This window comes from Prevotella melaninogenica, from assembly GCF_013267595.1.
Taxonomy (GTDB): domain Bacteria; phylum Bacteroidota; class Bacteroidia; order Bacteroidales; family Bacteroidaceae; genus Prevotella; species Prevotella melaninogenica_D.
The window spans coordinates 633,565-654,610 of sequence record NZ_CP054010.1; the positions used below are offsets into that span (position 1 = coordinate 633,565).

The following is a 21,046-nucleotide window of genomic DNA, read 5'->3' on the forward strand; positions in this document are numbered from 1 at the left end:
ATCACCACTGACACTCCCAAAAGTATATCCCTTCTTTGTCTTACTTCAATGCCTGAGCGAAGCCTTCAAAGATACTATTCTTACGGTCAACAGTAGCACGACGGAACTTACCAGATACAGGCAAGAGACGAGTCTGCTTCTTGTTCACAGCATACTTATCGGTAATCCACTGCTCTGCCGATAGGTCAGAAACATTGCCTTGAACATCATAACGATAAGTCAAACGGTTCATTGTCAATGTTGCCTGTCCATCACGACAAGTTGCTTGAAGCACATAGTTAAACTGCGTATAGTCTAATGAGAGGAACGAAGATGAGAAAATCAACTTCTCACGTACCGTTGCCACAATACTATGCTCACCCTTGTTCACCAAGGCAACCTTACTACCACTCAACTGATTGTCGCCCTGTGTAAGTTCTGTAAGATAAGCAAACGCCTTGTCATAGAGTTCGTCAGCAGTTGCTCCTGGTACATTGAATGTTTCAGTCCATACCACCTGACCGTTCACCTCTGGTATGATACCCTTCTGAAGATAAATATCCTTGTTTACTTTACTATCCGCACTCACATTCTTATTGGCACGTGCAGCAGCAGTCGCTGGCGTTGTTGGAACAACCCACGCATCTGAAGAAGCGTTACTAACAGCCTTTGTAGTGGTTGCCGCAGCCTTTGTTGCTGGTGTTGCCGTAGTCGTCTGAGCTTTATTAGCAGCCTCACTGAGTGCCTCAGCCTCACGTGACAAGCGTTCAGCCTCAGCCTTCATATCGGCAATCTTCTTTTCTATATCCTTTGCTTTCGCCTTATCCTCAGCTTCTTTCTTGGCTCTTGCTTCAGCCTCAGCCTTCGCTTTTGCAGCGTTTGCCTTCGCCTGTTCCAAGGCAGCCTTAGCCTCCTCTAACTGGCGTTGTGCCTGTTCCAACTTCTGTTCTGGAGTCAGCGTAGTCTGTGCCGCAGCCATCATTGGAAGGCACATAAACAAGAATATCAAAAATTTCTTCATATGTTCAAACTTTTATCTAATGACAATTTAACAAGCAAAGATACAAATTATTGTTTGCTTTATCGAACCTTTCAGTAAGTTTTTATCTTTTTTTATTGAGACAGAACTACCGATAATTCAGAATTCATAATTCAAAATTCATAATTATGATTACTTTCAGAGTTCACTATTCATAACTATGAGTACTATATTCAATAAAGAATTGTCCTATTTTTTTCACAACTTGATTTTCAACATATGCTCTTTTGGCTTCTTAAAGACGCCCAATTGGCTTGCAAAAGATGCCCTTTAAGACCCTTACTAACGCCCTTTTGAAGTCCAATTAAGCACCTTTTGAAAAGCAACTTTATAACATACTGATTTACTAACAGTTACAAACTCACTTCTTACACATATTTTTCACTTATATTAGGGACCCCTTACCTAAAATAATGTAATGAATTTTCAAACCCTTGTAGCAACGTTTTCACCATGACCTAAACGAACTAAACAAACATTTTTTCGCCCTTCTCTTACCCCTCTTTTTACATTTTACATCTGGGGTATCTCGCATTTTACTCCCTTCTCCAATCGGAGAGGGGCTGGGGGTGAGGCTACTATCTTATACATTTAAAACTTCGGGGTATCTCGCTAATCACTCCCCTCCCTTTGGGGGAGGGGTCGGGGGAGGGGCTGGTTGTGGCTGCTTGGGCTGGTTGATTGGCTTTGTTTGCTTGCTTACTTCCCCTCCAACTCCTTCTGCAAACGTATTATCTCATCACGATACTGCGCTGCCTGCAGAAAGTCAAGGTCTTTTGCTGCCTGCTTCATGAGGATAGTTGTATTAGCAATACTCTTCTCCAGCTGTGCCTTACTCATCTTCGCAACAATTGGGTCAGCAGCAAAGAGAACACCATTATTTGGTTCAACGTATGCCTGTCCGACATTCCTACTGATAGAAGCTGTCTGTGCGGTGAGATTCGATTCACCACCCACTGGCAGTGTACCCTTAATTGCTTTGACAATCTGTGTCGGAGTAATATTATTTTCCTCGTTGTATTTCAGCTGTTTCGTGCGTCTTCGCATCGTCTCATCAATGGTCTTTTGCATACTCTCCGTGATGTTATCGGCATACATAATCACCTTTCCATTCACGTTACGAGCCGCACGTCCTGCCGTCTGTGTCAAACTTCTATGACTGCGGAGGAAACCTTCTTTATCGGCATCAAGGATAGCAACCAATGAAACCTCTGGTAAGTCTAATCCCTCACGCAAGAGATTGACACCCACAAGGACATCATAAATACCCGCACGCAGGTCGTTGATAATCTTAATACGGTCCAAACTGGCAACATCACTATGGATATAAGCCGTACGGATATCATGATTCAGCAGGTATTCGGTCAACTCCTCTGCCATTCGTTTGGTTAGTGTCGTCACCAAAACACGCTCTTCCTTCTCTGCACGGATAACGATTTCGTTCATCAAGTCGTCAATCTGATTCTCCGATGGGCGCACCTCTATCTCTGGATCGAGCAAACCAGTAGGACGAATAAGCTGTTCAACGACAACACCTTCTGATTCAGCCAACTCGAAGTCAGCTGGAGTAGCCGACACATAGATAATCTGATGAATTAAATCATGAAACTCCTCGAAACGAAGCGGACGGTTATCAAAGGCTGCTGGAAGACGGAAACCATACTCCACAAGATTCTTTTTTCGGGCACGGTCGCCACCATACATCGCTGAAATCTGCGGTACACTCACATGACTCTCATCAATCACCATCAAGTAATCTTCTGGGAAAAAGTCTAACAAACAGTAAGGACGCATTCCCGCCTCTCTACCATCGAAGTAGCGTGAATAGTTCTCAATACCAGAGCAATGACCGAGTTCCTTAATCATCTCAATATCATACTCTACACGTTCCTTGATTCGTTGCGCCTTAATATTATCCCCAATCTCGGTGAAGAAATCAACCTGCTTCACCAAGTCATCTTGTATCTGACGGATAGCTCCTTCGGTCTGTTCCTTAGACGTAACAAAGAGGTTGGCAGGATATACTTCGTAAGCATCAAAGGTAGCAAGGCGATGAAAGTCAACAGCATCCACCTCTTCGATTGAGTCTATCTCATCATCCCACCACGTAATACGCAGGACATTGTCGTTATAAGCCATTGCAATATCCACCGTATCACCCTTCACACGGAAGTTTCCACGCTGTAGCTCGATGTCATTGCGCATATAAAGTGCATCGACCAAGCGTCTTAAAAAATCATTACGATCAATGACTTGCCCCTTCTTGATAGAAATGACATTTTCCTTCATGGCTATTGGCGCTCCCATACCATAGATACACGAAACGGAAGACACAACGATAACATCCTTACGACCTGATAACAAAGAAGATACAGCCGACAAACGCAACTTATCAATCTCGTCATTAATCGCAAGATCTTTCTCAATATAGGTATCCGTCACAGGCATGTAAGCCTCTGGCTGATAATAATCATAATAAGAGACATAATACTCCACAGCGTTATCGGGGAAGAAAGCCTTCATCTCCTCATAAAGCTGTGCAGCCAAAGTCTTGTTATGCGACAAGATAAGTGTGGGTTTATTGACATTCGCAATCACGTTCGCAACCGTAAACGTCTTACCCGAACCCGTCACACCCAAGAGCACCTGACTCTTATCGCCACGCTCTAATCCGTCTGTAAGTTCTCTGATTGCCTCTGGCTGGTCGCCTGTCGGTTTATATTTCGATGTTAATTTAAAGTTCATTTTCTACACGTCAAGTGAATCAATCTTTGATTGCAAAGATACAAAAAAGCGCTGATAGTATATAATTAATAGTGATTTTTTGCTAAAAAAGCAAACCACCTTTGCGTATTTATAGAATAATATGTAACTTTGCACTTCAAAGTCAAATTATGAAGAAAAGAATTCTTATTGGTCTTTGTGCCGTTTTACTGTTGACAAGTTGCGCACACGAATATAATCAAGTTTACAAGACAACAAACAACGATTATAAATACGAATTTGCAAAGGAATGCTTTGCAAAAGGAAAGTATGGCTTTGCCGTACCTCTTTTGCAAGACCTTGTGACTATCGAGAAAGGTACTGATAACGCACAGGAATGTCTCTATATGCTCGCTATGGCAGAGTATTCCTTGAAGGATTATCAAGCTGCTTCAGAAACATTTAAGAAGTATTATCAGACTTACCCACGTGGTCAGTATGCTGAAATGGCATCCTTCTACATTGGGCAGAGTCTCTTTGAAGGAACCCCTGAGCCACGTCTTGACCAGACTCCTACCGTCGCAGCCATCGCAGCTTTCCAAGAGTATTTGGATATCTTCCCAAATGGCAAGATGAAAGAAACTGCTCAGCAACGACTCTTTTCTTTACAGGATAAACTTGTCCGAAAGGAGTATCTCAATGCAAAGTTATATTATAACCTTGGCTCTTACTTTGGTAACTGCACCAGTGGTGGTAATAACTATGAGGCTTGTATCATCACCGCACAGAATGCTTTGAACGATTATCCTTATAGCGACTTACGCGAGAACTTCGCTATCCTTATTATGAAGAGTAAGTTTGAATTAGCTCAAATGAGTGTTGAGGAAAAGAAAGTACAACGTTTCCAGGATGCTGAAGACGAGTGCTACGGATTTATCAACGAGTACCCAGAGTCTAAGGAACGTAAGACAGCTGAGGATTATATCAAGAAATGTAAGCAAATTACAAAAGATTAAAGAATAACAGACTTATAAAATATAGACAATTAGAATGGATTACAGGAAGTCAAAAGCACCGTCAAATACGGTAACCCGAGATGTTCAGGAACTTTGGAAAGATACTGGTAACATCTATGAGAGTGTTGCTATCATAGCAAAGAGAGCAAACCAAATCTCGGTTGAAATTAAGCAGGACTTGAGTAAGAAACTTGCTGAGTTTGCTTCTTATAACGATTCTCTTGACGAGGTATTCGAGAACCGTGAGCAGATTGAAATTAGCCGTTACTACGAGAAACTACCTAAGCCAACATTGTTAGCTACTCAGGAGTTCGTCGATGGTGACGTTTATTGGCGCGATCCTTCTAAGGATGCTCTGAACGAGGAAGAAGATTAAATTATGATACAGAGGAAACAAACTGTATTCCTGTTTCTTGCATTGCTTACTACCATTGCGTGTCTCTGTCTACCTGTAGGTAGCTTTGAACCAAAGGGTATGGGTGCAGAGAGCATGTTAATGAATCTCTGGATAAGCGATGCTAACGGTGGTAAGGACTTTAACGTATGGGCGTTGTTTGCTATTCTTTTAGTAACTTGTCCTATCAACCTCTTCGCCATCTTCGACTATCATAACCGCAAGCGTCAGGCTCGTTTCTGTACGTTCTCCATGTTAATGATTATTGGTTGGTATGTGGTTTATGGTGTGTTCAGCCAAGTATTGATGACTGGCTTCGACTTCCACATAAAGTTTGCAGCCTGTCTTCCACTCGTAGCCTTCATCCTCTTGTGGCTTGCACGCCACTCTATCCTTGCTGATGAAGCCTTGGTAAGAGCAGCTGACAGAATCAGATAAAACAAAAAGATTCCAATATAAAAGCGACAGCATTAAAGGTTATCCCTTGATGCTGTCGCTTTTTTATTAGATATCCTGATCTATAGAGTGAGAAGAATCTATCTAATGTGCGAAAGAAAACTATTACAAATCTTACAAGAATAGTTTTATATTACGTTGCTGTCATTTTAACATTTCGCGTTATCTAACTGTAAAAGAACAAGTTACAAGAGCACTTTGGATGATAGCAATGACAGCAAAATTTGTTTCAAGTGATTTGTCTTGTAAAGGGTATCGAGATAGAGCGTTCAAAAACATTCAATCTTTACATAGAAACTCTAACTTAGGCTTATGTATAGTCCTTACTATGGTATTGTTTCCTATTTGGATTTAATAAGGTTATAAACCGCCCAATCGATTGCTATCAGCCATCCGCACCATTGGTGTTTACCTTCCGCACCATATGTGCGGAGGCTCCGCACGTTAATAAGAGCGTTTCATCTCTCATACTGAAGTTCCACTTTCAAAAGTTAACTTTATCACTTTACATATCGGATAAGCTTTTATCCTCTGGCATTAAACCTTCGATATACTTACAGAGGATGTTGATACCCTTTACATTCTCGCCACCCTGTGGGATAATCACGTCAGCATAACGCTTAGTAGGCTCGATGAACTGTTCATGCATTGGCTTCAATACTTCCAGATAGCGGTCTACAACCATTGAAACTGTACGACCACGGTCTATCGTATCACGCTGAATATTACGGATAAGGCGCTCATCAGGATCACAATCAACAAAAATCTTGAGATCCATCATATCACGCAGACGCTTGTTACTCAATGCCATAATACCCTCAACGATGATTACAGGCTTTGGCTCTACATGAATAGTCTCTGGCAAGCGATTGCTGAGAATATAACTATATGTTGGCTGTTCAACAGCTCTTCCCTCACGCAACTCATTCACCTGCTTAATGAGTAGTTTCCAATCAAAGGCGTCTGGATGGTCGAAATTGATTGCCTTGCGCTCTTCATCGGTAAGTTCTGTCGTGTCATTATAATAAGAATCCAACGGCACAACAGCCACATAATGAGGAGGAAGACTCTCTACGATTTTCTTCACTACGGTGGTCTTTCCCGAACCAGTACCACCAGCTATTCCTATAATAGTTATTTTATCCTTCATATTGGTTGATTTTATTATTCTTATTATTGGGCTTATTAGCCTTATTAGCCTAATATCCCTAAATCCCTAAACATCCTTTCGTAATACTCTGCCTTTTTCTCGACCTTCATCGGATAAGCACGACTACTACTTGGCTCACGATAAAGGTATAATGTCCGGTCCTCAAAGCTAAACTCCTTGCGATCTCCCATCTTCATCTTTCGCGCATCAATTCCATAATGCTCTGTAAAGACCGTTGTAGCCAACTGACCTGCTGCCAACACAGCCTTACACTCTGGCAATGAACGAAGCATTCCATCAAGATCGGCACGCTCAATGATTTCTAAGTCTTTATCAGATGCCGTTCCTGTTGTACGATAAATACGTAAAGCGGTATCGAAGATGGCTATGCCCTTTTCTTTTAAGAAGGGCTTGAGCAAATCAAGCTTATAGGTCTTCTTTTCTTCATCTACAAAGTACTGCTTATCACCGAAGAAGATATGACCAAAGATACGCCACATATCATTCGTGTAATTAGGGTAATACCATTCCATACACCAACGCTTGGGTGCTGGCGGGAAGGTTCCTAATAGCAACAATTTGGCATTGGATGGGAGCCACGGCTCAAAAGGATGAGTTTCTATTTCCATTGTTTTATTCTTCTCAATAAGGCTTATTGAGCTAATTAGCCTAATAAGCCTAATAATCTTTACTGCTGTTTAGCAAAGTAAGTTACAACTGGTAAGTGGTCTGAATAACCATCGAGCCACACACCACCAGCAGTGGTTCGCTTGGTATTACCCTTATACTTACCTGACTCTTGGAAGAGATAATCACGACGGAAGATTTGGTTCTTCCAGAACTTCAACTCTGAGAAGTCTTTCTTACCAGCCTTATTCAGCAAGTTAGGAGTCATAATAATCTGATCAAAGAGATTCCATTTGCCCTGATACTGCAAGGATCCTGTGCCCTCCTTTACAAGGACATTATACCAAGGGTTGTACATATCATTTGCACCAACCTCGCTGATTTCGCCCTTTGCAGACAGACACTCATGTATACTCTTATTGGTTGGATCGTCATTCATATCACCCATTACAAGCACCTTCACCTTTGGGTCTTCACGAAGAAGTGAGTCCTTCAATGCCTTTATCTGCTTACCACCCAACTCACGATAGTAAGAACCTGCACCACGACTTGGTAAATGGCACACGATGATGGTCACATGTTCGCCAGCCAATGTACCGCTTACAGTAAGGAAGCCACGTGTAGCACGAGTGCTGTCCTTTGGTAAATCATAAACATAAGGTACCAACTTTGTATCTCTTACGGTAAAGAGTTTGGGATTATAAATCAAGGCACAGTCGATGCCACGATGATCGGGTCCTTCGATATGTACATACTTATAGCCACGTTTCGCCAACTCTGGCTGGGATATGAGGTCGTTCATTACATGGTCGTTCTCAACCTCTGCTAATCCTATAGCCGCACAACCAATATTCGGAAGTACATCCGTACCCATCTCTGCCAATACCGATGCCATATTATGCAACTTATGACTATACTTCATTTCGTTCCACTGATAACTACCAGTCGGCGTGAAATCGTGGTCGTTTTTCCCTTCATCATGTGTTGTATCAAACAAGTTTTCTACATTATAAAATCCTATAGCATAAACAGAAAACTTCTTCTGGGCTGAAGCTGACGTACCGAAAAGAACGGCACAGAAAAGAACTAATAGTAACTTTCTCATTATTTTTAATGTTGTTGTTTTTATCAGAGCGTCTAAACAAAGACTTATAGTACCCTAAGAATCAGCAATAATACGAAAACAAAAGCATAAGCTGATATGTACTCGACTTTTAAGTATAGACACACAAAGCCTATAACTGAATCCTGGACACAGTCATGTTTAGTTTGCAAATATCGGTAAATAATCCGACATTTACGCATAATTCTCGAAAAATTCATCAAAAAGACTTTCTATATCCAAATTTATTTCGTTACTTTACAGTTTATAGTATAACACCTATTTTAATGTAATCAACTATGCAGAAAAAGCTGAAACTTGCCGTTTTAGCACTATGCAGTTCGTCTATGGTGGTCGCACAGAATACCGATACCAAGACGAACCAGCAGGCGCAAACGGCCAACGCTATGGATGAATCGGCGTTCACCTTCACTGAAGCGCAGTTAGGTGAGAACAATGACATGAACGAAAATGTAACGATTCTCAACTCAAACAGTAACGTCTATGCTTCACAAGTGGGTTTCTTGTATTCGCCCATGCGGTTCCGTTACCGTGCTTTGAACCAGAAATATAACGATGTTTATATCAATGGTGCACCTATGAACGATATGGAAAGCGGACAGTTCCGTTACTCTATGGTAGGTGGTATCAACCAGCAGACACGTAACGTTGACTATGCACTTCCTTTTGAGAATAACAACTTCTCAATGACTGCCTTGGCTGGAAGCAACAACTATGACTTCCGTGCTGGCTCAATGGCTGGCGGACATCGTCTCACGCTTTCTGCTGCTAACCGTAACTATACCCTCCGTGGTATGTACAACTATGCAAGTGGATTCAACGCTAAGGGCTGGGCTATTGCTGCCAGCGTTGCTTATCGCTGGGCTAACCGTGGTTACGTTGAGGGTACTTTCTATAACTCATTGTCTTACTACTTCGGTGTTCAAAAGAAGTGGAACAATGGTCATTCATTGGCTTTGTCTACATGGGGCAACCCAACTGAGCGTTCTACACAGGGCGCAAGTACTGACGAGGCTTACTGGCTTGCAAATGACTATCAGTACAACCCATATTGGGGTTATCAGAATAGTCACAAGCGCAATAGCCGTGTTGTAAACGACTTCGCTCCTTCTGCTATCCTCACTTGGGATTGGGATATCAATAAGAAGATGAAGTTGACAACAAGTCTTTTTGCTCAGTATTCTATGTATAAGAGCACTAAGCTAAACTATAACAACAGCGAAAACCCACAGCCTGACTACTGGAAGAACCTTCCAAGTAGCTACTATGACGTGTGGGATCAGAGCAATGCACGCTATCGCACAGCACAGACTTTCTCTGATTGGCAGACAGCTGTCAACTGGTGGGGCTATAAGGAGAACCGCCAGATTCAGTGGGATCGACTTTACTATGCTAACCGCCAGGCTGCAGCCAATGGCGAGGATGCACTTTACTACGTGCAGGCTAAGCACAACAATGCAATGACAACGACACTGTCTTCTACTCTTACTAACCATCTTGGTAAGAACAAGGTGTTTAATGCTGGGCTTTCACTCGGTCAGACTTTAGCTCGTCACTATCAGACGATGGAGGATCTCTTGGGTGCAAAGAGTTTCCATAATATCAATACTTATGCCCTCGGAACCTACGCTGCAGCTGACCCACGTGTTCAGTATGACCTTAATACAACCGGTACTTTGGGTTTAGGTAAGCTCGTATATGAGGGTGATACATTCGGTTACGACTATAATATCAACGTACGCCGTGCTAAACTTTGGGCTAATTATGCGCAAACTATTGGCAAACTTCACTATATGGTAGCTGGTAGAGTTGGCTATGACAACATGTATCGCGTAGGTAACATGCGCAATGGTATGTTTGCTGACAACTCTACTGGTAAGAGCAAGGATGCTAACTTCCTTACAGGTGGTGTGAAGTCTAATGCTACCGTTACCCTCGGTGGTGGTAATGCGTTCTCTCTCGGACTGGGTTATGAGCATCGTGCACCAAATGCTAACACTGCTTTTGCTTCACCTGAGATGAACAATGACTTCGTTCTCAACCTCCACAATGAGCGTATTTTCTCAAGCGAACTTAGCTATCAATACTCTGGCAGTTGGCTCCGTGCTAACCTCAGTGGCTATTACAACCACATGACAAACGTGACTGAGTGGCAGAACTTCTACTTTGATGATGCTAACTCTTTCACATACGTTAGCATGACTAACATGAAGAAGAATTACTATGGTATTGAGTTGGGGCTTGACTTCAAGCTCACAAGCTTCCTTAACTTCAAGGCGCTCGGTACATGGAGCGAGGCTAAGAATGCTAACAATGCCGATGTTATCTACTTGAACTCTACAAAGAGCACTTATAACAAGGATATTGTTTACAATAAGAATATGCACGAAGCAAGCACTCCTCTGAGTGTTTACAGTGCAATCCTCAGTTATCACAAGGGTGGTTGGTTCATCGATTTGAGCGGTAACTACTATGATCGTATCTACCTCTCTTACGCACCAAGCCTCCGTTATGGTAACACACTCCGCACAATGGGTACCTCCCTTGGCGGTATGGATGCTGATGGCAATTATACTCCTTACGCACAGAGTGAGGGACATGGGGGCTTTATGCTCGATGCATCTATCGGTAAGAGTCTTTATCTCCGTCATGGAAGTCTGTCAATCAACTTGATGATTACCAACTTACTGAACAATCAGAAGATTGTTAGTGGTGGTTATGAGCAGGGCCGCAGCAACTACACTGTCAACAAGACTACTGGAGCTGCTACAACACGTGCTTACGACTTCTACCGCAATCCTAAGAAGTATTACGTGAATGGTATCAATGGTATGTTGAACGTAGCTTACAAATTCTAAAACTAAATACAGGAAACGATTATGAAGAAACTGAAATATTTAATGATGGCAGCTGTCTGCGTGCTCTTTGCATCTTGTATGGGCGATAGCTACGCAGAGCCAGCTGAAACAGGTTCTGCACCATACGGCAACAATGAACTGACCGAAACAAATGTCATTTCTATTGCTCAGCTGAAGAGTAAGTTTGCTAACTATATTGCGACGGATTACCGTGATGGCGTCAGCTATGCTAAGGTTACAGACGATGTCAAGATAAAGGCTATCGTTACAAGTTCTGACGTTGCGGGTAACATCTATCAGGAGTTAGCTTTACAGGACGCAACAGGTGCTATTATCGTTAGTGTTGCTCAGGGTGGTTTGCATGGTGCACTACCTATCGGCACGGAAGTCTTGGTAAGTCTGAAGGACCTTTACGTTGGCAACTATGGCAAGCAGGCACAGATTGGTGTTCCTTCTGTGAATGCTTCTGGTGCAACAACCATTGGTCGTATCAGCCGTACTGTTTGGGATCAGCACTATAAGATTCTCTCTTCTGGTAATAAGGTTGAACCTACTGAGTTTGCTTCTGGTACTAACGCAACAACTTGGGACCTCGATACTGATGGCGGCAAGTTGGGTATTATTCGTAACGTTAGCTTTAAGAGTAGCAACAGCAGTAAGGTTACTGATACTTTCGCTGATGCTAATGGCGGTGCGGGTAGCGTGAGCTGGACCCTAAACGAGCAGGATGGCAGAAAAGTTATCGTGTATAATAGTAACTTTGCTAAATTCGCTAATAGTAAGGTCCCAACGGGTAAGGTTGACATCGTTGGTATCTTCAAACGCTTTAATAACCAGTGGGAGATTGTCATCCGCTCTCTTGATGACATCAAGACTGCAGAGAAGGTTGACCCTTTCAAGGGACTCCCTGGCAAGGGTGATGGCACACAGGCTAACCCATTGGATATCACACGTGCTTTGGCATACGCTAAGTTGAACAAGAAGGATGCTAACACTTACTATATCAAGGGTATCATCTCACAGATTGATGAGGTCTCAACCCAATATGGTAACGCTCGTTACTACCTCTCTAACGATGGCACTTCTACTGAGCAGTTGCAAGTATTTCGTGGATTATACCTTAATGGTGATAAATTCACAGACTCCTCACAGATAAGTGTTGGCAAGAAAGTGGTTATCCTTGGCACCTTGGATTTTTACGAGGCAACTTCAACTCCACAGGTTGGTCGTAACAGTAAGATTATCTCAATTAATTAACAAGACAAATAACTATACAGAATATGAAAAAGATTATTTATTCAATGATGGCGCTGGCTATGACAACAACTGTCTTCACAAGTTGTGAGGATGTTCCAGCTCCATACAGTGTTACATTTGAAGAGAACAACAATAACAACACAAACACACCTACCACTCCTACTGCTGGAACTGGTACAGAGGCTGATCCATTCAACGTTGCAGCAGCGTTGAAGTATATTGATGCTGGTCAGAACCTTGATAAGGATGTATATGTTTCTGGTACTATCGTTAGCGTTAAGGAGATTGATGCAGCCAACTATGGTAATGCTACCTATCTTATCTCTGACGATGGAACGACCAACGGACAGTTGACTGTATATCGCGGCTATGCACTTGGTAATAAGAAGTTCACTGCAAGCGATAAACTTAACGCTGGCGATAAGGTTGTTGTATATGGTAAACTTGTAAACTTCAAGGGTACGAAGGAGTTCACACAGGGCAACTATATCTACTCTCTCAATGGTAATAAGGCTGCTCAGCCAACACCAACAGCTGACTTGAATACAGAGACTACTGCATGGACTGTTACTGAAGCTGTACAAAAGATTCAGGCTAACCAGACTGCTACGGGCGAGGCTTATGTAAAGGGTGTTATCTCTGAGGTAGTTTCTTATAACGAGAACTATAAGAGTATCACTTACTATATCTCTGATAACGGTACAGATAAGACGCTCCAGGTATTCTCTGGTAAGGGTCTCAATGGTGCTGACTTCGCTGCAAAGACTGATCTTCAAGCTGGTCAGACGGTAGTTGTTAAGGGTAACTTGAAGGCTTTCACCAATAAGCAGGGCAAGGTTATCATGGAGATTGACAAGAACAATAAGATTATCTCTATCAGTGGTGCTTCTACTCCTCAGCCTGCTGCTACTGGTCTTACCGCTAAGTTTGAGACTGGTATGGATAACTTTACTATCAATAACATTACACTCCCATCAGACCTTTCTTTCGTATGGAAGCATGATACAAGTAAAAAATATATGAAGGCATCATCATATAAGAACAATACCAATTATGCAGCACAAAGTCGCTTAGAGTCACCAGCGTTTAGTCTTGTTGGAAAGACATCAGCAACCTTAACTTTCCAAGTTGCAGCAAACTTCTTCACAACAGCAGCTGACAACTTCAAGGTTCAAGTATCAACTGACGGAACAACTTGGCATGATGTCCCTGTTTCTACATATCCTGCTAAAGATTGGAAGTTTATTACTTCAACATGTAATCTTTCTGCTTATGCTGGTCAAAGCAATGTCCGCATAGGTTTCCTCTACACTTGTGATGGAACATCAGCAGCTGGTACATGGGAAATCAAGGACGTAGAAGTTAAGTAAAGTTCCCTTATCTTATCTACGTGCGAAAGCCCCGCACCAATGGTGCGCATGGTAAACACCAATGGTGCGGAGGCTCATGACACACGGAATTACTAAGTATAAGGAAACTTATTGGTTACGAAATGACCTAAAGGGAAGCAAAAGTTTATAACGTAGATATTTTTAGTTGTATCACTCGAAATGACAAATGAGCCTAAAAAACAGCTTAAAATATTTGGCTACCTACAGAATTATTCGTAATTTTGCACTCTGAAAAGTGTCTGTATCCTTTTTAGTTAAAGGAAAGACTACAGCAAGTATATTATTAACAATTAGATAACAATAAAATGAAACAAGGTATTCATCCAGAAAACTATCGCCCCGTCGTATTTAAGGATATGTCCAACGGCGATATGTTCCTTACAAAGTCTACATGCAAAACTTCAGAGACAGTAGAATTTGAAGGCGAAACTTACCCAGTGGTAAAAGTCGAAATCTCAAGCACCTCTCACCCATTCTACACTGGTAAGAGTAAGCTTGTCGATACAGCAGGTCGCGTTGACCGCTTCATGAGCCGTTACGGTAAGTTGAAGAAGTAATCGATAATACCCTTCGACATTATTACATACAAAGTGCGGACAAACGTAGTTGCATATACGTTTGCTCGCACTTTTGCTTTCAACAGAACAGAAACGAATACTGCGCTGTTTACAGATTGTATAAGATAAAGGATAAAGCTTCATAGAAAGCTAAAGATTCGGGATAACGCGTAGAACAGACATCTACTCATAATCCGTCTGCTTCAAACAAGCTAAAACTTCATAGTCAACCATCCAAAGACAAAAATGAATAAGATAATACGATACACAACTGTGTGGGGCTTAACACTCCTTACAGTTAGCACAATCACATCATGTAGCAAGGACGATGATAATTCTAATAATTCAGGAATTGCAGAAACTATAACCAATAACACAAACTCAAATCTCAAAGATTTGCGTACAGCAACGCACCGCTTGGAGTTTCCGAAGCTAAAGGGTGGGCACAGTACTGTCCTCACTCATAAACTAAGCAGTGGTGAGATTAATTACAGCGTTGAATGGGACATTGAAAAGATGTCCAATCGTTGGACCTGCTATCAGATTTACGCAAGCAATGCTCAACAAACTGTAAAGAGAAAAAGTCAACAGAGTGTTGACCTCTATCCTAAAGACCCACTGTGGACTCCTACTTCCTTCTTTTCATCCGATCCTTATTATAGATTTGGCTACGACCACGGCCATCTCTGCCCATCACAAGACAGAGTGAACAGCCGAGAGTCTAATGACCAAACCTTCTATCTCAGTAATATGCAGCCACAAGTTCACGGCTTCAACGCTGGTATCTGGGAAGTAATGGAGAGAAAGATGAGAACATACATCACCTATACAAGTGGCTCTAAAGATACTTTATTTATCTGTCGTGGCGGTACAATTGACAAACAAGACCAGTACACCTATATAAAAAATAAGTTTATTGTACCGACTTATTTCTTCTCTGCAGCACTGATGAAATACAAAGTGAAGGGTCAAGGCGACTGGCAATATAAAGCTATTGCCTTCTGGTTCAAACACGAAAACAATAACGGAACCTCCCTTAAGCCATATGTTATCAGCATCAAAGAACTCGAAGCAAAAACTGGCATCGACTTCTTCTGTAATCTCCCTGACAACATTGAGCGTGATGTAGAATCAAAAGCTCCTAAACAAATGATCCTCACTTGGAATATAGTATAGATTAATACACTATAAACAAAATATAAGAGCACATTAAGTATTGCCATCACAGCTTACTTAATGTGCTCTTTTCCGTCCGTCCTAATAATACTCTACTCAAATGCTCACATTTGGGCTTATATGACAAAAAGAGACCTGAAATCTCTTGTAATCCCTTTATTTACTATAGTTTTGAGTAAAAACTTTTTGATGACAAAAAATTGCTTTTATTGCGGTTCTCATCGCACCATTAAAAAAAGTAAGGAGAATGGTTATCAGCGTTGGTTTTGCAAAGACTGTAAACGCTATTTTATAGGACATCGTCGATTGACAAGTAACTATACCCTATCTTGATAAACAAAAAAATATAAGAGAAAGTAACTTCAATAAAGAAATAAAGATTATATTTGCAGAAACAAAAAAATATAACAATGCAGAAGAAAAACCTAATACTCATCCTACTATTAGTTACATCTTTCCAATTAACGTACGCAAAAGATGACAATTGTATGAGATACGATTACAGCCGTTTGTTGCTGAATAACAATACTATTGGCTGCATCGGTAATGGGCAACGACTATACATACACTTTGATACCATTTACAAGGATAAGAAGATAGCTGAACTTTATCATGTTATTGGCAAAAGCCGTGTAAAAGATAACGTATGCTGCTTTACGGGTAATATTCATATCAGCAGATTTAAGCAGCTTGACGCCGAATTCTATCCTATCAAACGCTATAAAATGTTTGCAAAATATGAATTTAAAGAAGATACTAAACAATATGGTGCAGGGTTATTCTCTGGTCAGTTAGAGTCTGACTTCTTCATATATATAAAGACTCTGTCTATATGGATGAAATATATAGTGAAGTGGATGGTTATTATAATAATCAGTATGAAGGAGTATGGAAATCATATAAAACTAATGCTATAAAAAAAGCAAATTTTGGTATTGGGCGCATTCCAAATGATAATGGATTAGATATTGGAAGTAGTGAGTTTAGGGTTGACCCCTCAAAACAACATCTTGGATGGGATTCCTATATGAACGTAATGACTCCAAATAATAAAAACTATCAGAGAGCTACTGCTGAAGAGCAACGGGAATGGTGGAGAAAAAATAAAGAGAAAGTAGTTACTTGGGAAATAAAAATGGTAAAAGAAAAATACTTTGCCAACATCTATGTCAATCATAAGTTCCTCCAATCAGTACAGCTTACAAAGTCACAATTATACACAATTGAACAAAAGGATTACAACTTTGACGGACAACGTGACATCTGTTTCTATCCACAGCAAGAATCTAAAGCAATTATCTATCTATGGTCTACTGCTCAAGGTAAATACATAAAAGCAAAGTCTGATAGCATTAATAGCTATCCTATTATTGTTTCAGACTTAAAATTTCTTGTCACACAACAAAGTGATGATAACAAAAACTGTTATACATGGAAGATGTATCAATACACCAACAATAAGTTTGTTTTATACTCCAAACTCATAAGAGACTATACAAAAGGAATCTACCTCCTCGAAGAAACATTTGCGCCAAATGGTACCACACTCCGCACAAAGCACAACCCTACTTATGAACAACTAAATAAAAAATGGCAAAAATACTGCTTCTATGATTATCTTGACGACCTCTACAACGAGAAAGCAGGCAACAGTAAATAATTCTTTCCTTAACAGACAAGAAACCAAATAAGAAAATAAAAGACTTCAGAAAAAATACTATTAAAGAATATATTCCTCTAATTAGCCCTATTATGCCAATTAGCCTCATGAACCCAATAAACTTTATGGCTCAGTAAATTAAAGTTTCTTTCTTTTTAGACTTGCTAAAATATATGCCTATCCCCACTAAAAATCAACTGTCACATATCTACTGTCACATTATATAAGCCCTATAAGCCTTATTAGCCCAATATAATATTGCAGCTTCTGTCCTACCAACACTTCATCAACAACCAACACCCATTACCCAACAACAAAAAAGAGCCTTGAAGATTTCTCTTCAAGGCTCTCGTAAAAGAAGGCGGCCACCTACTCTCCCGCATTGCATTGCAGTACCATCGGCGCAAACGGGCTTAACTTCTCTGTTCGGAATGGGAAGAGGTGGGACCCCGCCGCAATAACCACCTGATATTTCTTTCGGATGACCAATTCACAGTAGAAAAGTTGACTAGATATTCGTCTTTATTCCTGTCTTCTTTCTGTCTTCTTATCAGTAAATCCGTTATTAAATAATGTCACGAGAACTAATAACTTGTTAACTCGTTAACTTATCAACTCGTCTACTGACTTGTCAGCCGTATAAGGTGACGTATTTCCACAAGCAAAACATATAGAACTTTTCTTCTTACGTTAGAAGAATACACAGCTCAAAGTCTGAGTCACTGGTCCCCGCACTCCAAAATTTGGAGGCGGGAGACCCGAAGAAAGTTTCGGGCAATTAGTAGTGCTCGGCTTTGACGTCACCGTCTTTACACCTACACCCTATCAACGTCATCGTCTATGACGACCCTTATGAGGAGTTCTCATCTTGCGGCTGGCTTCGCACTTAGATGCTTTCAGCGCTTATCCAATCCAGACTCAGATACCCAGCGGTGCACCTGGCGGCACAACTGGTAAACCGGAGGTCTGTCCAACACGGTCCTCTCGTACTAGTGTCAGCACCACGCAAAACTCCAACGCCCACGATAGATAGAGACCGAACTGTCTCACGACGTTCTGAACCCAGCTCGCGTGCCACTTTAATGGGCGAACAGCCCAACCCTTGGGACCTTCTCCAGCCCCAGGATGTGACGAGCCGACATCGAGGTGCCAAACCACCCCGTCGATATGAGCTCTTGGGGGGATCAGCCTGTTATCCCCGGAGTACCTTTTATCCTTTGAGCGACGGAGTTTCCATACACGTCCGCCGGATCACTATGCCCCAGTTTCCTGCCTGCTCGGCATGTCTGCCTCCCAGTCAAGCGCCCTTATGCCATTGCACTCTATAAGGCCGGTTACCAATCGGCCCGAGGGCACCTTTGGAAGCCTCCGTTACGCTTTTGGAGGCGACCACCCCAGTCAAACTACCCACCAAGCAGTGTCCGCACCTCAGGCGCGTTAGACCTCAGACAGCCAAAGGGCCGTATTTCAAGGATGGCTCCACGAATGCTGGCGCACCCGCTTCGAAGCCTCCGGCCTATCCTACACATCGGATGACCAAGGTCAATGCTAAGCTGTAGTAAAGGTTCACGGGGTCTTTTCGTCCCATCGCGGGTAATCGGCATCTTCACCGATACTACAATTTCACTGAGCTCATGGTTGAGACAGCGTCCAGATCATTACACCATTCGTGCAGGTCGGAACTTACCCGACAAGGAATTTCGCTACCTTAGGACCGTTATAGTTACGGCCGCCGTTTACCGGGGCTTCAATTCAATGCTTCCCATTGCTGGTGACATCTCCTCTTAACCTTCCGGCACCGGGCAGGTGTCAGGCTGTATACCTCATCTTTCGAGTTTGCACAGCCCTGTGTTTTTGTTAAACAGTTGCCTGGACCGATTCTCTGCGCCTCATATTGCTATGAGGACCCCTTATCCCGAAGTTACGGGGTCAATTTGCCTAGTTCCTTAACCATGAATCTCTCAACGCCTTAGTATATTCTACCCGACCACGTGTGTCCGTTTGCGGTACGGGTCGCACATACATTAAGTTTAGCGGATTTTCTCGGAAGTATGATTACCTGCACTCAAGTTATCCCGAAGGATTACCTGTACTTTCATGGTTCAACTCGGAAGGTGGATTTGCCTGCCTCCCTCATAGCCTACGCACTTAAACGCCCTATTCCGTCAGGGCGCGGCAGTGTCACTGCTCCGTCTCCACATCACTGTATATGCGAGTTGCGGAATATTAACCGCATCTGCCATCGCCTTCGCCGTTCGGCTGAGACTTAGGACCCGACTAACCCCGGGCTGATTGGCATCGCCCGGGAAACCTCGGTCTTTCGGCGAAAGGGAATCTCACCCTTTTTATCGTTACTTATACCTACATTTGCTTTTCCATAAACTCCAGGATCGGTTACCCTCACCATTCAACGCCAATGGAATGCTCCCCTACCGATACTTTTAATATACATTACTATCCCGCGCCTTCGGTATCTGACTTATACCCGATTATTATCCATGCCCGGACCCTCGACTAGTGAGCTGTTACGCACTCTTTGAATGAATGGCTGCTTCCAAGCCAACATCCTAGCTGTCACGGGGACCAGACTTCGTTAGACTAACTTAGACAGAATTTCGGGACCTTAGACGGCGGTCTGGATTCTTCTCCTCTCGGGGACGGACCTTAGCACCCGCCCCCTTACTGCACGACTGCAGTCCATAAGCATTCGGAGTTCGTCAGGTCTCGATAGGCGGTGAAGCCCTCTTGACCTATCGGTCGCTCTACCTCTTATGGAGATCGTCGCACGCGGCACCTAAATGCCTTTCGGGGAGTACGAGCTATCTCCAAGTTTGATTGGCCTTTCACTCCTACACTCACCTCATCGGGAAGCTTTTCAACGCTTATCCGTGCGGTCCTCCATCCGGTGTTACCCGGACTTCAACCTGGGCAAGTGTAGATCACTTGGTTTCGCGTCTACCCCATCTGACTCGACGCCCTTTTCAGGCTCGCTTTCACTGCGGATGCGCGTCTCATGACGCTTATCCTTGCCAGACATGGTAACTCGTAGGTTCATTATGCAAAAGGCACGCCGTCACCGCTTACGCGGCTCCGACCGCTTGTAGGCGCATGGTTTCAGGAACTATTTCACTCTCCTCATCGGAGTGCTTTTCACCTTTCCTTCACAGTACTCGTTCACTATCGGTCTCACGGGAGTATTTAGCCTTACCGGATGGTCCCGGCGGATTCGCGCAGAATTTCACGTGTTCCGCGTTACTCAGGATACCACTACGTCTCGTCATGCTTCGAATACGGGATTATCACCCTCTATGATTGTTCTTTCCAGAACATTCTTCTCACAATCTAAGTACGACAGCGTGGTCCTACAACCCCTGCTAAGCGTTGCCACAAAGCAGGTTTAGGCTCCTCCCCGTTCGCTCGCCACTACTAGGGGAATCATTATTTATTTTCTCTTCCTAAAGGTACTAAGATGTTTCAGTTCCCTTCGTTCGCCTCACTACGTCTGTAGTGATAACAGGTCTTCAACCTGTTGGGTTGTCCCATTCGGAAATCCTTGAATCAAAGGTTATTTGCACCTACCCAAGGCTTATCGCAGCTTATCACGTCCTTCATCGCCTCCGTGAGCCAAGGCATCCGCCATGCGCCCTTTCTTACTTTCTT

16 protein-coding genes and 2 rRNA genes are annotated in these 21,046 nt (G+C 42.6%); 11 read left to right on the top strand and 7 right to left on the bottom strand.

Annotation, left to right across the window (positions count from 1 at the left end; genetic code table 11):
* Window positions 1–40 precede the first annotated feature (40 nt).
* Both FIU21_RS02385 and uvrB read right to left on the bottom strand, forming a co-directional pair.
* Window positions 41–1,000, bottom strand: coding sequence for a DUF4468 domain-containing protein (locus tag FIU21_RS02385; RefSeq protein ID WP_004361512.1), 960 nt, complete (start codon window positions 998–1,000; stop codon window positions 41–43).
* Between the two features lie 717 nt (window positions 1,001–1,717).
* Window positions 1,718–3,763, bottom strand: a complete 2,046-nt coding sequence (gene uvrB / locus FIU21_RS02390) for an excinuclease ABC subunit UvrB (RefSeq protein WP_004361513.1) — start codon at window positions 3,761–3,763, stop codon at window positions 1,718–1,720.
* A gap of 149 nt (window positions 3,764–3,912) precedes the next feature.
* Here uvrB and FIU21_RS02395 point away from each other — a divergent pair, with 149 nt between their 5' ends.
* The 3 genes from FIU21_RS02395 to FIU21_RS02405 are packed head-to-tail and all read left to right on the top strand — an operon-like array spanning window position 3,913 to window position 5,569.
* Window positions 3,913–4,737, top strand: a complete 825-nt coding sequence (locus FIU21_RS02395; RefSeq protein ID WP_004361514.1) for an outer membrane protein assembly factor BamD — start codon at window positions 3,913–3,915, stop codon at window positions 4,735–4,737.
* Window positions 4,738–4,771: 34 nt separating this feature from the next.
* Window positions 4,772–5,113 (top strand): DNA-directed RNA polymerase subunit omega, encoded by a 342-nt coding sequence (locus tag FIU21_RS02400; RefSeq protein ID WP_004361515.1) that lies wholly within the window; start codon window positions 4,772–4,774, stop codon window positions 5,111–5,113.
* Between the two features lie 3 nt (window positions 5,114–5,116).
* The gene (locus FIU21_RS02405; protein ID WP_004361516.1) at window positions 5,117–5,569 is read left to right on the top strand and encodes a DUF4293 domain-containing protein; all 453 of its coding nucleotides are present in this window, start codon (window positions 5,117–5,119) and stop codon (window positions 5,567–5,569) included.
* 523 nt (window positions 5,570–6,092) lie between these two features.
* Here the strand turns inward: FIU21_RS02405 and udk are convergent.
* Genes udk through FIU21_RS02420 form a run of 3 tightly spaced genes read right to left on the bottom strand, consistent with a single transcriptional unit; the run spans window position 6,093 to window position 8,469 of the window.
* The gene (gene udk, locus FIU21_RS02410) at window positions 6,093–6,737 is read right to left on the bottom strand and encodes a uridine kinase (RefSeq protein ID WP_004361517.1); all 645 of its coding nucleotides are present in this window, start codon (window positions 6,735–6,737) and stop codon (window positions 6,093–6,095) included.
* A 44-nt stretch (window positions 6,738–6,781) separates the two neighbouring features.
* Window positions 6,782–7,366 carry a uracil-DNA glycosylase family protein gene (locus FIU21_RS02415; RefSeq protein WP_004361518.1) on the bottom strand — a complete coding sequence of 195 codons (585 nt, stop codon included), beginning with the start codon at window positions 7,364–7,366 and terminating at the stop codon, window positions 6,782–6,784.
* 59 nt (window positions 7,367–7,425) lie between these two features.
* On the bottom strand, window positions 7,426–8,469 hold the full coding sequence (locus tag FIU21_RS02420) for an endonuclease/exonuclease/phosphatase family protein (protein WP_004361519.1): 1,044 nt from the start codon (window positions 8,467–8,469) through the stop codon (window positions 7,426–7,428).
* Window positions 8,470–8,765: 296 nt separating this feature from the next.
* On the opposite strand from FIU21_RS02420, the gene FIU21_RS02425 reads away from it, so the two are divergent.
* The 8 genes from FIU21_RS02425 to FIU21_RS02455 all read left to right on the top strand — a co-directional run bounded on the left by FIU21_RS02425 (window position 8,766) and on the right by FIU21_RS02455 (window position 17,386).
* Window positions 8,766–11,345, top strand: coding sequence for a porin family protein (locus tag FIU21_RS02425; RefSeq protein WP_036886918.1), 2,580 nt, complete (start codon window positions 8,766–8,768; stop codon window positions 11,343–11,345).
* 21 nt (window positions 11,346–11,366) lie between these two features.
* Entirely contained in the window at window positions 11,367–12,602 is a 1,236-nt protein-coding gene (locus tag FIU21_RS02430; protein WP_036886921.1) for a DUF5689 domain-containing protein, read from the top strand.
* 23 nt (window positions 12,603–12,625) lie between these two features.
* The gene (locus FIU21_RS02435; protein WP_004361522.1) at window positions 12,626–13,972 is read left to right on the top strand and encodes a choice-of-anchor J domain-containing protein; all 1,347 of its coding nucleotides are present in this window, start codon (window positions 12,626–12,628) and stop codon (window positions 13,970–13,972) included.
* Between the two features lie 326 nt (window positions 13,973–14,298).
* Window positions 14,299–14,550, top strand: a complete 252-nt coding sequence (locus tag FIU21_RS02440) for a type B 50S ribosomal protein L31 (RefSeq protein ID WP_004361523.1) — start codon at window positions 14,299–14,301, stop codon at window positions 14,548–14,550.
* Between the two features lie 246 nt (window positions 14,551–14,796).
* The gene (locus tag FIU21_RS02445) at window positions 14,797–15,726 is read left to right on the top strand and encodes a DNA/RNA non-specific endonuclease (RefSeq protein ID WP_004361524.1); all 930 of its coding nucleotides are present in this window, start codon (window positions 14,797–14,799) and stop codon (window positions 15,724–15,726) included.
* A 189-nt stretch (window positions 15,727–15,915) separates the two neighbouring features.
* Window positions 15,916–16,059: an IS1/IS1595 family N-terminal zinc-binding domain-containing protein gene (locus FIU21_RS13505; RefSeq protein ID WP_436972085.1), complete on the top strand. Its 144-nt coding sequence runs from the start codon at window positions 15,916–15,918 to the stop codon at window positions 16,057–16,059.
* A 155-nt stretch (window positions 16,060–16,214) separates the two neighbouring features.
* Window positions 16,215–16,643 carry a hypothetical protein gene (locus FIU21_RS02450; protein WP_172891291.1) on the top strand — a complete coding sequence of 143 codons (429 nt, stop codon included), beginning with the start codon at window positions 16,215–16,217 and terminating at the stop codon, window positions 16,641–16,643.
* Window positions 16,559–17,386 carry an XAC2610-related protein gene (locus FIU21_RS02455; RefSeq protein WP_172891292.1) on the top strand — a complete coding sequence of 276 codons (828 nt, stop codon included), beginning with the start codon at window positions 16,559–16,561 and terminating at the stop codon, window positions 17,384–17,386. Before FIU21_RS02450 ends, FIU21_RS02455 begins: the two co-directional genes overlap by 85 nt.
* 356 nt (window positions 17,387–17,742) lie before the next feature.
* Here the strand turns inward: FIU21_RS02455 and rrf are convergent.
* Both rrf and FIU21_RS02465 read right to left on the bottom strand, forming a co-directional pair.
* A 5S ribosomal RNA gene (gene rrf, locus FIU21_RS02460) occupies window positions 17,743–17,855 on the bottom strand.
* Between the two features lie 290 nt (window positions 17,856–18,145).
* A 23S ribosomal RNA gene (locus FIU21_RS02465) occupies window positions 18,146–21,046 on the bottom strand.

Coding starts and splice junctions, on each gene's coding strand:
- FIU21_RS02415 (WP_004361518.1), bottom strand. CDS start 7,366: ATGGAAATAGAAACTCATCCTTTTGAGCCGTGGCTCCCATCCAATGCC.
- FIU21_RS02425 (WP_036886918.1), top strand. CDS start 8,766: ATGCAGAAAAAGCTGAAACTTGCCGTTTTAGCACTATGCAGTTCGTCT.
- FIU21_RS02420 (WP_004361519.1), bottom strand. CDS start 8,469: ATGAGAAAGTTACTATTAGTTCTTTTCTGTGCCGTTCTTTTCGGTACG.
- FIU21_RS02400 (WP_004361515.1), top strand. CDS start 4,772: ATGGATTACAGGAAGTCAAAAGCACCGTCAAATACGGTAACCCGAGAT.
- FIU21_RS02435 (WP_004361522.1), top strand. CDS start 12,626: ATGAAAAAGATTATTTATTCAATGATGGCGCTGGCTATGACAACAACT.
- FIU21_RS13505 (WP_436972085.1), top strand. CDS start 15,916: ATGACAAAAAATTGCTTTTATTGCGGTTCTCATCGCACCATTAAAAAA.
- FIU21_RS02455 (WP_172891292.1), top strand. CDS start 16,559: ATGGATGAAATATATAGTGAAGTGGATGGTTATTATAATAATCAGTAT.
- uvrB (WP_004361513.1), bottom strand. CDS start 3,763: ATGAACTTTAAATTAACATCGAAATATAAACCGACAGGCGACCAGCCA.
- FIU21_RS02385 (WP_004361512.1), bottom strand. CDS start 1,000: ATGAAGAAATTTTTGATATTCTTGTTTATGTGCCTTCCAATGATGGCT.
- udk (WP_004361517.1), bottom strand. CDS start 6,737: ATGAAGGATAAAATAACTATTATAGGAATAGCTGGTGGTACTGGTTCG.
- FIU21_RS02445 (WP_004361524.1), top strand. CDS start 14,797: ATGAATAAGATAATACGATACACAACTGTGTGGGGCTTAACACTCCTT.
- FIU21_RS02405 (WP_004361516.1), top strand. CDS start 5,117: ATGATACAGAGGAAACAAACTGTATTCCTGTTTCTTGCATTGCTTACT.
- FIU21_RS02430 (WP_036886921.1), top strand. CDS start 11,367: ATGAAGAAACTGAAATATTTAATGATGGCAGCTGTCTGCGTGCTCTTT.
- FIU21_RS02440 (WP_004361523.1), top strand. CDS start 14,299: ATGAAACAAGGTATTCATCCAGAAAACTATCGCCCCGTCGTATTTAAG.
- FIU21_RS02450 (WP_172891291.1), top strand. CDS start 16,215: ATGAGATACGATTACAGCCGTTTGTTGCTGAATAACAATACTATTGGC.
- FIU21_RS02395 (WP_004361514.1), top strand. CDS start 3,913: ATGAAGAAAAGAATTCTTATTGGTCTTTGTGCCGTTTTACTGTTGACA.